Here is a 12,998-nt window from a genome sequence, read left to right as displayed (position 1 = left end):
CCAGGTTGACGGGCACGCGGGACACTGAGCCCGCCCGACGCGAGGGGCAGATCAATGTCGATCACCGACGTGAGGACCGCCACGCATCAGCAGATCGCGGACCTCCAGCCGAACCAGGAAACCCGGGACCTGCTGGCCGACGACCGGATCCGGCAGGTCATGCGGGAGGCCGTGGCCAGTCTCGACCGCTACACGGCGCAGTACCGGGAGAAGTACCGCGACCTCCAGGAGCGGGCCGCCCACGCCCGGTTCCAGGCCGCGCCCGAGCAGCAGCGCATGCACGACCCCGCCCGCGCGGCCGAGTACGCCCGTTCTGCTGAGTACGCCCGCACCCCCGAGTTCGCCCGTTCGCCCGAGTTCGCTCGTTCGCCCGAGTTCGCCCGCGCCGCGGAGCAGCTGCGCTCTCCCGAGCAGCAGCGCGCCGCCGAGCAGCTGCCCACGGCCGAGCAGCTCCGCGCCCCGCAACAGCAGCAGCCGCGCATGGCCGAGCAGGCCCGCGCGCCCCAGCGCGGCGACTTCGAGGTCGCCACGCCGATCACGCCCACCAACCCGCCGTACCTCTGGTTCGACCTCATGGCCCTCGGCCCCTACCGGGAGCCGTACTTCGGCGGCCCGCTCCAGCCGGCCAGGGTCGTCCACTACGGCGAGAACGTCTACCTCTTCGCCGTGCTCTGGCGCAACCCCATGCCACTGCTCGGCGGCCCCTCGGCGGCCGAGGTCATGGCGCCCTTCATCTACCAGGTGCGCGGCGTCTCCGTCGAGCTGAACTCCGTCACCCCCGGGCCCGCGCTCAGCCCGAACCCGGCGGCGTTCGGCCCCGACTACATCAACATCATCCCGATGCGGATCCCGACCGACCCCAGGCCCGCCGAGGGCCGGCCGCGCCCGCTGGAGATCCACCTCACCGTGGACATCCTCGGCGTCGGCGTGGGCCTGCCGCCGTTCGCCGGGTTCGCCAGCCGGTGGTACCGGCCCGAGCTGCAGCCGGGCTTCCTCGGGTTCCCCGACATCCTGCCGGGGATCGTCGAGGAGACGCCGGTCAGGATGCTGATCTACTCCTGATCCCGGTAGCCGCACGATGAGGGGCGTGCGGTGAGCCAGGAGGAGTTGGTGGGCCGGCGACGGGGCCGGGCCGTCCGGGATCCTCCTGGCTCACCGCCGTCCCGCCGGGCCGCCGCCCGGCCTGACTTGAGGACGTACGCCGTACCAGGAGCAAGGGCAGGGAGACCATGACAACGCTGGACGCACGCCTGCGGCACCTCCTCGCGCGGGCCCGGGAGCAGGCCGGGATCGAGGGCACGGCGCTGGCCGAACGGGTGGGCTGGCAGCCCGGCCCCCAACCTGAACCGCCGGAGGGCCCGATGGAAGGCCCGATGGAAGGCACGTTGGAAGGCACGGTGGAAGGCACGTTGGAAGGCACGGTCGAGGTGCTTGTCAGTGGTGGCGACCGGCGGTGGCTCGACGACGTGCCGGGCGTGACCGTCCACACGTTCCAGCCGGACCCGAGCAGGCCGGACGCGAGCAGGCCGGCCGCGGGCTCGGCGGACGCCGGGCGCCCGTACACCGGCGGTCTCTACGCGGTGCGCGTGCCCGTCGCCAGGCTGGAGGAGCTGGCAGCGCACGAGTCGGTGCGGCGCGTCGAGTCGTCCAGGCCGCTGTTCCCCGAGCTGAACATCTCCCGCCGCGACGTACGCGCCGCCGTCCAGGCCCCGAACAGCTCGGGACCGCTCAAGGGCGAGGGCACCATCGTGGCGATCATCGACTCCGGCATCGACTACACGCACCCGGCCTTCCGCCACCCCGGCGGCTCCTCACGCATCCTGCACCTGTGGGACCAGTCCGCCCCCGCGACTCCCGGCGGCTCCGTACCGTACGGGGTCGAGTACGCCAAGGAGGACCTCGACAAGGCGCTCGGAGACCCGCGCCCCACCGACATCGTGCCGCACGAGGACACGGCGGGCGGGCACGGCACCCACGTCGCCGGCATCGCCGCGGGCGACGACACCCAGCTCGGAGGCGCCTACCAGGGCATCGCGCCGCACGCCGACCTCATCGTGGTCGCGCTGGCGGGCGAGCCCGGTGGCACGCTCGGCCGCTCCACGCAGCTCGTCGCCGCGGTGGACTACGCCGTGCGGCGCGCCGAGGGCCGTCCTGTCGCCGTCAACCTCAGCCTGGGCATGAACGGCGGCGGCCACTCCGGCGAGTCACTCGTCGAGCGGGCACTGGACGCCTACGCCCGCCGCCCCGGCGTGGTCATCGTCAAGTCGGCGGGCAACGAGCGGGAACGGCGTACCCATGCGGGCGGCACCCTCGGGCAGGGCGAGGTCGTCGCGCTCGACCTGGTCGTCCCGCCCGGGGGCGTCGAGGACGACCTCGTGGAGGTGTGGTTCGACGGCGAGGACCGGATCAGCGTGGCGGTCACGCCGCCGAGCGGGTCCCAGTCGGCGTTCACCGGGCCGGGGGAGCAGCAGACGTTCACCACGCGGCGCGGCGACCGGGTCACCATCGACAGCGAGCTCGACGCCTCGGCCAGCGGCGACACCGCGACCACGGTCATCATCTCCGGGCCGGCCGGCCAGGGCGCCGAGCCGGGGGTCTGGCGGCTGCTGCTGCGCGGCGGCCCCGTACGTCTCGGGCGTTACGACGCGTGGATCGAGCGCGCGCCGCGCGGCGAGGGCGGGCAGAGCCGCTTCTCCGCCGCCTCGGCCGATCCGGCCCGCACGGTCACCGCCCCCGGCACGGCGCGCCGGCTCGTCACCGTCGGCTCGTACGCCACCCGCCCCGCCGACTGGAGCCTGGGCCACGGGGCGCTGTCCTCCTTCAGCAGCCATGGGCCCACCCGGCTGGGCGAGCCCAAGCCCGACCTGACGGCGCCTGGCGAGACGATCGCCTCCGCCCGCTGCGCCGGCAGCGCGCTGCCGCCTCAGCCCGATCTCCTGCACACGCTCATGGCGGGGACGAGCATGGCCGCGCCGCACGTCTGCGGCGCCGCCGCCCTCGTCATGGCCGCCCGCGCGATGAGCGGGCTCGGGCAGCTCACGGGCGAGCAGACCGGCCAGCTCCTCCGTCGCGCCGCCCGGCCCGTCGCGGCCCGGGAGCAGGATGCGCCGGTTCGCGCCCGGGATGCAGCGGGCTCTCTCAGCGGCGCTGTGGAGCAGGGCACGCCGAGTGGCGCTGGAGGGCAGGGCGCGTCCGGTGGCGCTCATGGACCTGAGCTGCCGGAGGTGGCGGGTGGTGCCGCTTCCGGTCATGCGTGGGGAGCCGGGAAGCTGGATGTGGCGCGCGCCGTCGAGTCCGCCGCCACCGCCGTCTTCCCGCGCGTCGTCAACCCGCGCGCCGAGGGCGCCACGCTGGTGTGGGAGACGGACGTGGACTGCTCGTGGCGCGTACGCTGCCACACCGTCCCCGCCCGGCTGGCCATCGGCAAGCACGTGGCGGAGCGCGCCGGGACCGGATTCGGCCGCGAGCACCGGGCGGACCTGAGCGGCCTGCCACCGGGTCGCTACCACTGCGAGATCCTCGTCACGGACCGCTCCGGCCTGTGGGCACGTGACGACAACGGCGGGCCCGGCCACGTGGTGCCGGTGGAAGGCGCCGAGGCCGCCGCCGTCGTCCCGGCCGAGGACGACTTCCAGCGGGTCAAGGGAGTGGGGCCGAAGATCTCGGCGTTGCTGCACCAGGCCGGGATCACCACGTTCGAGCAGCTCCGCGCCCTCTCGGTGGAGGAGCTGGCCGCGATCCTGCACCCGGCGGGCATCGGCGCGGAACGCCTGGCCAAGCAGGACTGGATCGGCCAGGCTGCCGCGCTGGCCGCCGAGGAGCGCAGGGCCGTGCCGGAGCGGCACACGTTCACGCTGACGGTGACAGCGGACAGCGGGACCAGGGAGGTGCTCAACTGCGAGATCCGCCACCACCAGACGGACGACGTCTCGCGCGTGCGCGGCTGGGACGCCGAGCGGCTGCTCGCGTTCATCGGCGAACGCGCCCGCCTCCGAAACCGGTGACGGGCCTGCGGTGACCGGCCTGCGGAAACGGTGGCTCAGACGGTCAGGTGGCGGCGTACCGACTCGTACAGGGCGTGTGTCTCCGGGCTGGGGGTCATGCCGAGGACGGCGTCCAGCTCCCTGCGGCAGGTCTCGTACTGGGCGAGGGCCTTGTGCGGCTGGTTCTGGCGCGCGTGACAGCGCATGAGCAGGCGGTGCGTCTGCTCCCTGCAGGAGTCGCGCGCCAGGACCTGCCTGCAGGTGTCCACGCACTTGGCGTGCGCGCCCGCCTCCAGGTAGAGGGCGGCCAGCCCGTTCAGCAGGTCCACGTGCGCGGCGCTCAGCCGCTCCCGCTCCGGTACCACCCAGTCCAGGTAGGGGGCGTCCTCCAGGAGGTCGCCCGAGTACAGTGCCCTGGCGGCCTCGTGCCGCGCGATGGCCGCCTCGTGACCGTCGCCGTCCTCCGGCCTGAGGCGGGCCGCCGTGGCACAGCCCTCGGTGAACTCCTCGATGTCCAGCCAGATCGACAGGTCGGGAGCCAGGGCGTAGGTCTCGCGCTCGTACACGACGACCTGCCTGCCGGGGCACACCTTGCGCAGGTCGGCTCGTAGGGCGTGCACGGTCGCGTTGAGGCGGTTGCGTGCGGCGTTCTCGGGGACGCCCGGCCAGATCGCGTCGAGCACGACGTCTCGGCGGATGGGCTTGGGGTGGGACAGGAGCAGGTACATCAGCACGGACCTGCCCAGCTTCCCCGACCACTCCACCACCGCCCGCCCACCGACCCGCACCCGGAACGTCCCCAGCAACCACGCCTCCACCTCGGCCCGCCCGCCCTGCTGCCCGGCCACCGGTCGCGATGCGGCTCGCGGGCCTCCCGGCTCTGGGGCGGCCGCTCGTCCGGGTATGGCGTGTCCGGGCGGCTTGCCCGCCGGCCCAGAGATCGCCGATGACGCGTTCGCGGCTTGCGGCGGTGCGGTCGCGGGGTGGGGCCAGGTGGTGGCCTCTACGGCCTGGAGCAGCAGCACCATGCGTTTGCGGGCCGAGCGCGCCCGCATCGTCCGGCGGATGAGGCGCAGCGCGTTGCGGCCCCGGGCCGCCGGCTCGCGCCCGGAGGCGAGGTCCCGCGCTCGTCGGCCGTGCTGCAGTGCCTCACCCAGCCGCCCCATGACCAGCGCCGCCCTGGCCCGCCCCCACGCCTCCCACTCACCCCGCCGAGCCCCGCCGCCGGCCGCGTCGCCCCCGGCCGCACCGCCAACCGCCGCGTCCCCACCGGCCGCGTCCCTGCCGGTCGCGTCCCCATCCGTCGTGACCGCCGGCTCGTCCTCCACGTCCGTCTCCGCCAGGAGTTCGGCCAGCAGGCCGGGGTCGTCCGCGCGGCGGGACAGCTCCACCGCCTCCCGTACCGCATGCGCCCCCACCAGCTCCCCCGCCAGCAGAGCCAGCCGCCTCCGGAAGCCCGGCGACCGGGCGGGCCGCAGGGCGCACAGCGCGGTGGACCAGAACGGGAGCATGCGGTACCAGCCACCCGTCAATGGCTCCCACCAGGGCTCCTTGTCCGGCTCGCGGAGCGCGGGTCGCAGCGCCGACAGGTCCTCGTGCGCGTACCCGAGCCGCGCCGCCAGGGCGAGCGCCTGGAGCCGGGACGGGTCCGCGTCCCGGAGCAGGGACACCGTGACGGAGGCGACGAGCTCCGCCAGCCCACTCGCCCGCATGACGCACTCGCCCAGCCCGCCGCCGCCCCGGAGGCAGGCGGCCCGCAGCACCGAGTCGATGACCCCCGGCCGCCCGCCCGTCACGGCCACCAGCCGTTCGATGACGTCGCCGTCCAACGGGCAGTCGAGGTGCCCGGCCGCCGCGGCCGCGGTCTCCGCGCCCACCCCCAGCCCCCGGTCGCCCGCGCACGGCGACAGGACGACCTCGCTGGCGGCCAGCGACGGCGAGGGGCCGCCGAGCCCGGCGGCGTCCGCGCACGGCCGCTGGATGACCACGGTGCCGGCGGGCTCGCTCGCCGCCGCCAGGCGCCGCAGGTCCGCGGGCCCCAGCTCGTACGGCTCCGGCCGCAACCACCCGAGCCCCCCGCCCGCCCGCAGCAGGTCGGCGGCCAGCCGCCCCTCCACCAGGTACCCGTCGGGGACGAGGAGGTGCAGCCGGGCGCTGTCACCGAGCCCGTCGAGCGGGAACTGGGCCGGCCACCTCAGCTCCGGCATCGGCGCGGCCACCTTGGCGAGGAGCATCGTCGCACCTCCGGGGACGGAAGGTCCGCGCAGGACGATAAGCTCCGCCGCACCGGCCGACATCAGGGGGACGCCCAGGGTTCTCCCTAGGATGAACGACCAGCGACCTCAGGCCTACCGCCCTCGCTCGACGCCCACTCCCGCCTCCGCGCCACCCTCTCGGCGCTGATTTCAGCTTCTGCGCCACCCGCCCCGGCGGTCACTCCAGCCGCCGCTCCACTGTCTCGGCGATCAGGGCGAGCGCGGCGGCGCTGGCCGGCAGCACGTTCACCAGCGTGAAGAAGACGTGCATCTGCCCCTCGAACCGCTTCAGCTCGACCGGCACGCCCGCCTGCCGTAACCGTTCCGCGTACTCCTCCCCTTCGTCGCGCAGCACGTCGTGCTCGGCCGTCAGGACGAGTGCGGGCGGCAGGCCGGACAGGTCGGCGGCGCGCAGGGGAGAGGCGTCGGGGTTGGCGCGTTGCGCGCGGTCGGGCGCGTAGTGGTCCCAGAACCAGGCCACGGCGTCGCGGGTGAGCATGAGCTGGTTCTCGGGGTCGAGGTAGGAGGCCCTGTCGAGGTCGCAGTCGGTGACGGGGTAGATGAGCACCTGCAGCGCGATGGCCGGGCCGTTCTCGTCCCTGGCGCGCTGGGCGATCACGGCGGACAGGTTGCCGCCGGCGCTGTCGCCCGCCACGACGATCGGCAGGCCGGGCATGCGGGCGGCGGCCCAGCGCAGCGTCGCGTAGGCGTCGCGGGCGGCGGTCGGGTAGCGGTGCTCGGGGGCGAGCCGGTAGTGGGGCAGGACGACGGTGCAGCCGGTGCGCGCGGCCAGCTCCCTGCCCAGCGTGTCGAACTCGTCGAGCGTGCCGAGCACCCAGCCGCCCCCGTGGAAGTAGATCAGGACGCCGCGCGGCGTGCCGGCGGGGACCAGGACGCGGGCGGGGAACGAGGCGCCGTCCTCGGCCGGGATGGTGGCCTCCTCGACGCGGGCCATGTCGGGGCCCTTGCCGTACAGCTCGCTCATGAAGGTGCCGAGGGCTCGCGCCTCGGTCACGCTCATCTCGTGCAGCGGCTTGCCGCCCGAGTCGGCGAGCTGCTTGAGGAAACCGGTCGTCGCGTGGTCAAGTGCCATCAGTGCCTCCCGAGGGGGCGGGGGGATGGTGGGTCACCCCGAACGTAGGATCCGCCGCCGGAGTTGTCGAGACCGGCGGGTGTGAAGCGGGTGAGCAGGGGCAACGCAACCAGGGTGAACGTGGTTACGGTGTCCTCCTGGCGGGAGCTGGACGACTCGGTCGGCGAGGCGGGCCTGGGCGGCGGGGGCGGGCACGCGCATTCGACGCTGGTGTTCCGCGGGCTGGCGCGCAGCACGTACACGCACATGTCGGGGCTGGCCCGGCTGCGCGGCGACTACGCGGACGTCGAGTCCCACCTGATCCGAAATTTCCGGAAATATGCGCACCGGCAGGCCCCGGGGCCGACGCTGTGGGACTGGCTGGCCCTGGGGCAGCACCACGGCCTGCCCACGCGCCTGCTCGACTGGACGTTCTCCCCGCTCGTCGCCCTGCACTTCGCCACCGCCTCCTGGCCGGAGGACGACGCCGTCCTGCTCGCGGTCGACTGCGCGGGCGCACATGAACTGCTGCCGGAGCCGCTGGGCGAGCTGCTGGCCGCCGAGGGTGCGCTGGTGTTCACCACCGAGCTGCTCGCCAAGGTCGCGGCCGACCTGCCGTGCCTCGACGAGCTGGGCGGCGACCGGCCGTTCCTGGCCTTCTTCGAGCCGCCCTCGCTGGACGACCGGGTGATCAACCAGTCCTCGGTGCTGTCGGTGCTCTCGGACCCCGCGTTCCAGCTGGAGCAGTGGCTGGAGGAGCATCAGGGGCTGGCCCGCGCGTGGCTGATCCCGCCCGCCGCCAAGGCCGAGATCAGGCAGCGGCTGGACCAGGCGAACATCACCGAGCGCGTCCTCCTGCCCGGCCTGGACGGGCTGGCCGACTGGCTGCGCCGCTACTACTCGCCCGGCTCGATCGAGTACGGCGGCGCCGGCGCGCCGATGGCGGCCCAGGAGGAACGCCACCGCCAGGACGGCCGCATGGCCGGGTGACGTCCCATCCCTCCAAACAACAGCCGCCCGCCAGGACGGCCGCCCGTCAGGGCCGGTCCGCGGCCAGGCGCAGCCGGCGCACGGCGAGCAGCCCGCCGACCACCGGGATCCAGGCCCGCCACCGGGCCCCGGCCGAGGCGCTCCCGGGGACGAGCACGGTGCAGGCGATGACAGCGAGATAGGCCCCGCCGTGCAGCGGCCCGACGAGCGACGAGACCCCCTCGACGTGCACGGTGAACAGGTTCACCAGCAGGACCGCCAGCGAGAGCGTCTCCACGGCCACCGCGACGCGCAACGCACGCATCCGGCCTCACGCCCCTTCCGCGGCACCGGGACGGACGATCATCAGCACGACGACGACCGTCCACAACACGTTGTAGACCCCGGCGAGCATGGACAGAGCACGCAGACGATCGCGGGCCCCGGGAGTGGCGAGGGCGTCGCGCTGGCGCGGGTAGATCTGCACGGCCAGCAGGAATCCCGCCGCCGCGGTCAGGACCATGGCCAGGGTGATCCAGATCTCGCCGGTACGGCCCTGCACGAACGCCAGGACGATCCCGGCCGCGGGCACGATCAGCCCGGCGATGCTGTAGCCACGGGTGATGCGGTGCAACGCCGCGGCCACGGCCCGGCTGCGCTCCTGGGACCCTTCCTCGCCGGTGACCGGCACGTACCGCGGGAAGAGGCTGGTCGCGATGGCCGAGCCGCCCACGAACACGATGCCGGCGACCACGTGGACGGACAGCAGCAGAGGCTCCACGAAGTACTCCCTCCAAACCTTCAGGTGGCCTGAAGCCTAACACGCGACCTTCAGGGTTCCTGAAGGAGGGAAGGCATGGCGGTGCCCGCGAAGCGCCCGTCGTCGACGGTCTAGCCGGAGAACGCGGCGCGGATCGTGTCGCCCACCTGCCGCTGGATCGGGTCGGCCGACTCCCCGAACAGGCGCTCGTCCACCGTGGCCACCGCCGCGCGCGCCTGCTCCATCAACCGCGCGCCGTCAGGGGTGACCTCGATGGCCGACGCCGAGCCCGCGCGGGCGGTGGTGTCGCGCACCAGCCCGGCCCCGGCCAGCGCCTTCACCGCCGTGTGCACGCTCTGCACGGTGATGCCCGACATCCGCGCCAGCTCGCTGAACGAGACGCCCGGCATGGCCGCGATGTGCCCGAGCAGCCCGAGCCTGCTCACGGTGAGGTCGAGCGGCGCGAGGGCGGCGTTGAGCTCGGTCTCGACCTTGCGCGCCAGCGTGAGCACCACGATGGAGGCGCTGGTCGTCGGGGGAGCGGGGCGGTCGTTCTCGGAGCTCACCCCCCAAGTCTCCACTAGGGTCCGGTGTCATGGCGAACGACGACGGCGTGCCGGAGAAGGTGGCCTGGGTGCTGGTACGCGACCACCGGGTGCTGATGACGCGCAGCCACGGCCGCGAGGTGTTCTACTTCCCCGGCGGGATGCGCGAGCCGGGGGAGTCCGACAGCCAGACCCTCGTCAGGGAGATCGACGAGGAGCTGCTGACCGCGATCGACGCGGACTCGATGGTGCACTTCGGTACGTTCGAGGTCCCGGCCGGGCATCCGGAGCGCGGGCCGTTCCGGATGATCTGCTACACGGCCGAGCACAGCGGGCCGCTGACGCCGTCCATGGAGATCGCGGAGAAGGCGTGGTTCGGGTACGCCGACCGGCACCGGGTGTCGTACGTCGACTCGCTGGTCCTCCAGGCGCTGCACGAGGGCGGGCTGCTGCGCTGAAACGGGCACTTCACCCGTACCAGACTGATCGCTAGGCTGGCCGCACCTCGGTGCAGGGAGATGACGCGTGGACGTGCCCGGTGTTGACCCTACGGTTCCCAGCGTGGCCCGCATGTACGACTACTACCTGGGCGGGAAGGACAACTTCCCCTCCGACCGGGCGGCCGCGGAGAAGATCATCGCGATCGTCCCCGAGGTGCGCGAGACGGCCCGCGACAACCGCGCCTTCATCGGCAAGGCCGTACGGCTGATGGCCGAGCAGGGCGTGCGCCAGTTCCTCGACATCGGCGCCGGCCTGCCCACGCAGGAGAACGTGCACCAGGTCGCCCAGCGGGTCGTGCCCGACGCCCGGGTCGTCTACGTCGACAACGACCCGATCGTCCTGACGCACGCCCGCGCCCTGCTGGCGGACAACCCGTACACCCTCGCGGCCTGGGGCGACGTCACCGATCCCGCCGCCATCCTGCGCGATCCCGAGGTGGCCGCGCACCTCGACTTCGGCCGGCCCGTCGGGCTGCTGATGTCGGCGGTGCTCCACTTCGTGCCGGGTGACCAGCAGACCAGCGACATCGTCAAGACGCTGCGCGAGCCGCTCGTGCCGGGCAGCCACCTGCTGATCTCCCACTTCTACACGCCGGACACCGACGACCCCAAGGTCAGGGCGGGCCAGCAGGTGTACAGGGCGACCAAGCCGGGCGCGCTGGTCGCCCGCTCGCTGCGGCAGATCGGCGCGTACTTCGACGGGCTGAGCCTGCTGGAGCCGGGCCTGGTCCCGGTCAAGCTGTGGCGGCCGGACTCCGACCTGGACCGGCAGGTCGCGGTCGACCTCGCCGTGCCCGGCCTCATCGGCGCGGTGGGCAGGCTGGCCTAGAGCCCGTCGCGGCACCGCCTCACGCGTGACAGAACCGCTTGTCCAGGCCGGTCAGATGCAGGAGCCGGGTGAGCCGGGGCGGGACCCCGCACAGCCGGATCGAACCGCCGGCGGCCTCGACGGTGTTGGCGGCCCAGATCAGCGTGTTCAGCCCCGAGGAGTCGCAGAAGGGGACCTCCTGCAGATCGACGACCACGGACGGCGGCCTGAGACAGGACATCGCCTCGGCCAGACCGTTGCGGAACTCCTCCTTGGAGGCCAGATCCAGATCACCGGCAGGACGCAGGACAGCCGCGTCGTCACTCTGGGTGACGACCCAGGAGAAGCCGGTGCGGTCAGCGCTTCTCATTCCACCCCTCCGCTTTGCAACGGTTCGCACTTTTATCATTGCACAGTGCAATGGAACCCGGAAGTAACACTCAAGGGGCCTCCGGGCGGAGTACGGCGTCGCGCCGGCCACCGGCCGCCCGGCCCGCGGCACGGTCCCGCCGATGGCCTGACCGGCTCAGGCCGCGGTCAGGTGACAGGTTGAGCCGGCTCGGCGGCGGCAACGACGCGGGCGCCTCCCGGGTCGGGGGCACGGTCCGGCGGCCGGTACGCGAGTGGACCCCGTCGGTGCACGAGCTGCTCCGGCACCTGGAGAGCAAGGGGTTCGAGGGGGCGCCGCGCGTGCTGGGCGTCGACGCCGAGGGGCGTGAGGTCCTCACGTACCTCGAGGGCGACACCATGGGCGACGCGGCGGTGTGGCCCGGGTGGTCGCGTACCGACGCGACGCTGGTGCAGGTGGCGGAGTGGACCCGGGCCTTTCACGAGGCCGTCGCCGACTTCGTCCCCTCGCCCGGGGCGCGCTGGCGCACCGGCGTGCCGTGGACGCCGGGCACCGTCGTCGTGCACAACGACGCCACCCCGTTCAACGCCGCCTGGCACGAGGGCCGGCTGACCGGCTTCTTCGACTGGGACTTCGCCGGCCCCGCCACCATCGGCTCGGACGTCGCCTGGATGGCGCACGCCTGGGTGCCGCTCTACGCGCGCCGCGTCACCGCGCTGGAGGGCTTCACCGACTTCGACGCCAGGCCCGCCCGGCTGCGGCTCTTCCTGGACGCCTACGGCTGGAGCGGCGGCACCGACTCGGTGATCAAGGAGATCCAGGCGCGGATGCGGGCCAGGGCCGCCCAGATCCGCCGGTACGGGGCCGGCGGCGAGGGGCTGTACGGCCGGCTGCTGCGCGGCGGCGTCGCCGACGACCTCGACGAGGCCATCAGGGAGCTCGACGACTTCCCGCGCTGACGCCCGCTCTCATGAATCAACGCGCCCAGCCGGGGTAGCCGAGCGCGGATGCGCAACGAGGGACGGCAGCGAGGCCGGCCCCGGGCCCGCGGCCTGGGGCCGCGGCTGGTCCTGGCCGGCCTCGCCGCGTGGCTCATCCTGATCCCCTTCAGCCTCCTGCTCGTGGTGGCCAAGCTGCCGCTCAACGACCTGGACGCGGGGGTCGCCGCCGGGCTGCACGCGTACGTCCTCGACAACCCCGGCGTGACCAGGGCGCTCATCGTGTGGACCGACGCGTTCGGCCCGTGGCCGTGGCGGATCGCCGTCATCGCGTGCGCCGGCTGGCTGCTGTACAAGGGCGCGGCCAGAGCGGCCGCCTGGGCCGTCACCACCGTGACCGTGGGGGGCCTGCTCGGGCTCGCGATCAAGGTGATCGTCGCCAGGGCCAGGCCCCACCTGCCGGATCCGGTCGCGCTGGCCCCCGGCGACAGCTTCCCGTCCGGCCACACGGTCAACGCGACGCTCGGCGCGGGCGTGATCGTCCTGCTCCTGCTGCCCGTGCTGCCCCGCTGGGGGCGGCGCGTGGCCTGGGTCGTGGCCGCGTTCCTGGCGCTGTCGGTCGGCTGCACCAGGATCGCGCTCGGCGTGCACTGGGTGAGCGACGTGGTCGCGGGGCTGGTGCTGGGGGTGGCGGTGATCGCCGCGACGGCGGCGGCGTTCGAGACGTGGCGGCGGGACCAGGGCCGCAGGCCCGCCTCGCCGGTGACCGAGGGAGTGGAGCCCGAGTCGGTGCGGGCGCTTCGCGAGTGAAGGAGTGCT

Annotated in this window: 13 protein-coding genes; 7 read left to right on the top strand and 6 right to left on the bottom strand. The window is 73.8% G+C overall.

All coding sequences use genetic code 11. From position 1 onward, the window contains the following. Positions 1-54 precede the first annotated feature (54 nt). Complete coding sequence (locus tag HD593_RS42575) at positions 55-1,062, top strand: hypothetical protein (protein WP_185108212.1); 1,008 nt, start codon at positions 55-57, stop codon at positions 1,060-1,062. 167 nt (positions 1,063-1,229) lie between these two features. Further along, positions 1,230-4,004 carry a S8 family serine peptidase gene (locus tag HD593_RS42570; RefSeq protein WP_185108210.1) on the top strand — a complete coding sequence of 925 codons (2,775 nt, stop codon included), beginning with the start codon at positions 1,230-1,232 and terminating at the stop codon, positions 4,002-4,004. 35 nt (positions 4,005-4,039) lie between these two features. On the opposite strand, the gene HD593_RS42565 is transcribed toward HD593_RS42570, so the two are convergent. Both HD593_RS42565 and HD593_RS42560 read right to left on the bottom strand, forming a co-directional pair. Continuing rightward, positions 4,040-6,217 carry an AfsR/SARP family transcriptional regulator gene (locus tag HD593_RS42565; RefSeq protein ID WP_185108208.1) on the bottom strand — a complete coding sequence of 726 codons (2,178 nt, stop codon included), beginning with the start codon at positions 6,215-6,217 and terminating at the stop codon, positions 4,040-4,042. A 199-nt stretch (positions 6,218-6,416) separates the two neighbouring features. Then, the gene (locus HD593_RS42560; protein WP_185108206.1) at positions 6,417-7,331 is read right to left on the bottom strand and encodes an alpha/beta hydrolase; all 915 of its coding nucleotides are present in this window, start codon (positions 7,329-7,331) and stop codon (positions 6,417-6,419) included. A 129-nt stretch (positions 7,332-7,460) separates the two neighbouring features. Between HD593_RS42560 and HD593_RS42555 the strand changes: the two genes are divergently transcribed. Beyond that, complete coding sequence (locus HD593_RS42555) at positions 7,461-8,300, top strand: FRG domain-containing protein (RefSeq protein WP_221525268.1); 840 nt, start codon at positions 7,461-7,463, stop codon at positions 8,298-8,300. A gap of 46 nt (positions 8,301-8,346) precedes the next feature. Here the strand turns inward: HD593_RS42555 and HD593_RS42550 are convergent, their stop codons facing one another. The 3 genes from HD593_RS42550 to HD593_RS42540 form a co-directional block, all read right to left on the bottom strand. Next, positions 8,347-8,604 carry a hypothetical protein gene (locus HD593_RS42550; protein WP_185108202.1) on the bottom strand — a complete coding sequence of 86 codons (258 nt, stop codon included), beginning with the start codon at positions 8,602-8,604 and terminating at the stop codon, positions 8,347-8,349. A 6-nt stretch (positions 8,605-8,610) separates the two neighbouring features. Continuing rightward, entirely contained in the window at positions 8,611-9,060 is a 450-nt protein-coding gene (locus tag HD593_RS42545) for a hypothetical protein (protein WP_185108200.1), read from the bottom strand. Between the two features lie 110 nt (positions 9,061-9,170). After that, on the bottom strand, positions 9,171-9,605 hold the full coding sequence (locus tag HD593_RS42540) for a MarR family winged helix-turn-helix transcriptional regulator (protein ID WP_185108199.1): 435 nt from the start codon (positions 9,603-9,605) through the stop codon (positions 9,171-9,173). Positions 9,606-9,634: 29 nt separating this feature from the next. On the opposite strand from HD593_RS42540, the gene HD593_RS42535 reads away from it, so the two are divergent. Further along, entirely contained in the window at positions 9,635-10,042 is a 408-nt protein-coding gene (locus HD593_RS42535; RefSeq protein WP_185108197.1) for an NUDIX hydrolase, read from the top strand. Between the two features lie 67 nt (positions 10,043-10,109). Continuing rightward, positions 10,110-10,913, top strand: coding sequence for an SAM-dependent methyltransferase (locus tag HD593_RS42530; RefSeq protein ID WP_312904115.1), 804 nt, complete (start codon positions 10,110-10,112; stop codon positions 10,911-10,913). A gap of 19 nt (positions 10,914-10,932) precedes the next feature. On the opposite strand, the gene HD593_RS42525 is transcribed toward HD593_RS42530, so the two are convergent. After that, on the bottom strand, positions 10,933-11,262 hold the full coding sequence (locus tag HD593_RS42525; RefSeq protein WP_185108195.1) for an STAS domain-containing protein: 330 nt from the start codon (positions 11,260-11,262) through the stop codon (positions 10,933-10,935). A 179-nt stretch (positions 11,263-11,441) separates the two neighbouring features. Here HD593_RS42525 and HD593_RS42520 point away from each other — a divergent pair, with 179 nt between their 5' ends. Both HD593_RS42520 and HD593_RS42515 read left to right on the top strand, forming a co-directional pair. Further along, entirely contained in the window at positions 11,442-12,200 is a 759-nt protein-coding gene (locus tag HD593_RS42520; RefSeq protein WP_221525267.1) for a phosphotransferase, read from the top strand. Between the two features lie 48 nt (positions 12,201-12,248). Beyond that, complete coding sequence (locus HD593_RS42515) at positions 12,249-12,989, top strand: phosphatase PAP2 family protein (RefSeq protein WP_185108191.1); 741 nt, start codon at positions 12,249-12,251, stop codon at positions 12,987-12,989. Positions 12,990-12,998: the final 9 nt, after the last annotated feature.

The sequence above is a fragment of the Nonomuraea rubra genome (genome assembly GCF_014207985.1).
Lineage (GTDB): Bacteria > Actinomycetota > Actinomycetes > Streptosporangiales > Streptosporangiaceae > Nonomuraea > Nonomuraea rubra.
The sequence above is the reverse complement of the archived record's forward strand: the minus strand, read 5'-3'. Positions and strand labels throughout refer to the sequence as shown.

Excerpts from the sequence above, each read along its gene's own strand:
- HD593_RS42575 (WP_185108212.1), top strand. The coding sequence starts at position 55 with ATGTCGATCACCGACGTGAGGACCGCCACGCATCAGCAGATCGCGGAC.
- HD593_RS42570 (WP_185108210.1), top strand. The coding sequence starts at position 1,230 with ATGACAACGCTGGACGCACGCCTGCGGCACCTCCTCGCGCGGGCCCGG.
- HD593_RS42565 (WP_185108208.1), bottom strand. The coding sequence starts at position 6,217 with ATGCTCCTCGCCAAGGTGGCCGCGCCGATGCCGGAGCTGAGGTGGCCG.
- HD593_RS42560 (WP_185108206.1), bottom strand. The coding sequence starts at position 7,331 with ATGGCACTTGACCACGCGACGACCGGTTTCCTCAAGCAGCTCGCCGAC.
- HD593_RS42550 (WP_185108202.1), bottom strand. The coding sequence starts at position 8,604 with ATGCGTGCGTTGCGCGTCGCGGTGGCCGTGGAGACGCTCTCGCTGGCG.
- HD593_RS42535 (WP_185108197.1), top strand. The coding sequence starts at position 9,635 with ATGGCGAACGACGACGGCGTGCCGGAGAAGGTGGCCTGGGTGCTGGTA.
- HD593_RS42525 (WP_185108195.1), bottom strand. The coding sequence starts at position 11,262 with ATGAGAAGCGCTGACCGCACCGGCTTCTCCTGGGTCGTCACCCAGAGT.
- HD593_RS42515 (WP_185108191.1), top strand. The coding sequence starts at position 12,249 with ATGCGCAACGAGGGACGGCAGCGAGGCCGGCCCCGGGCCCGCGGCCTG.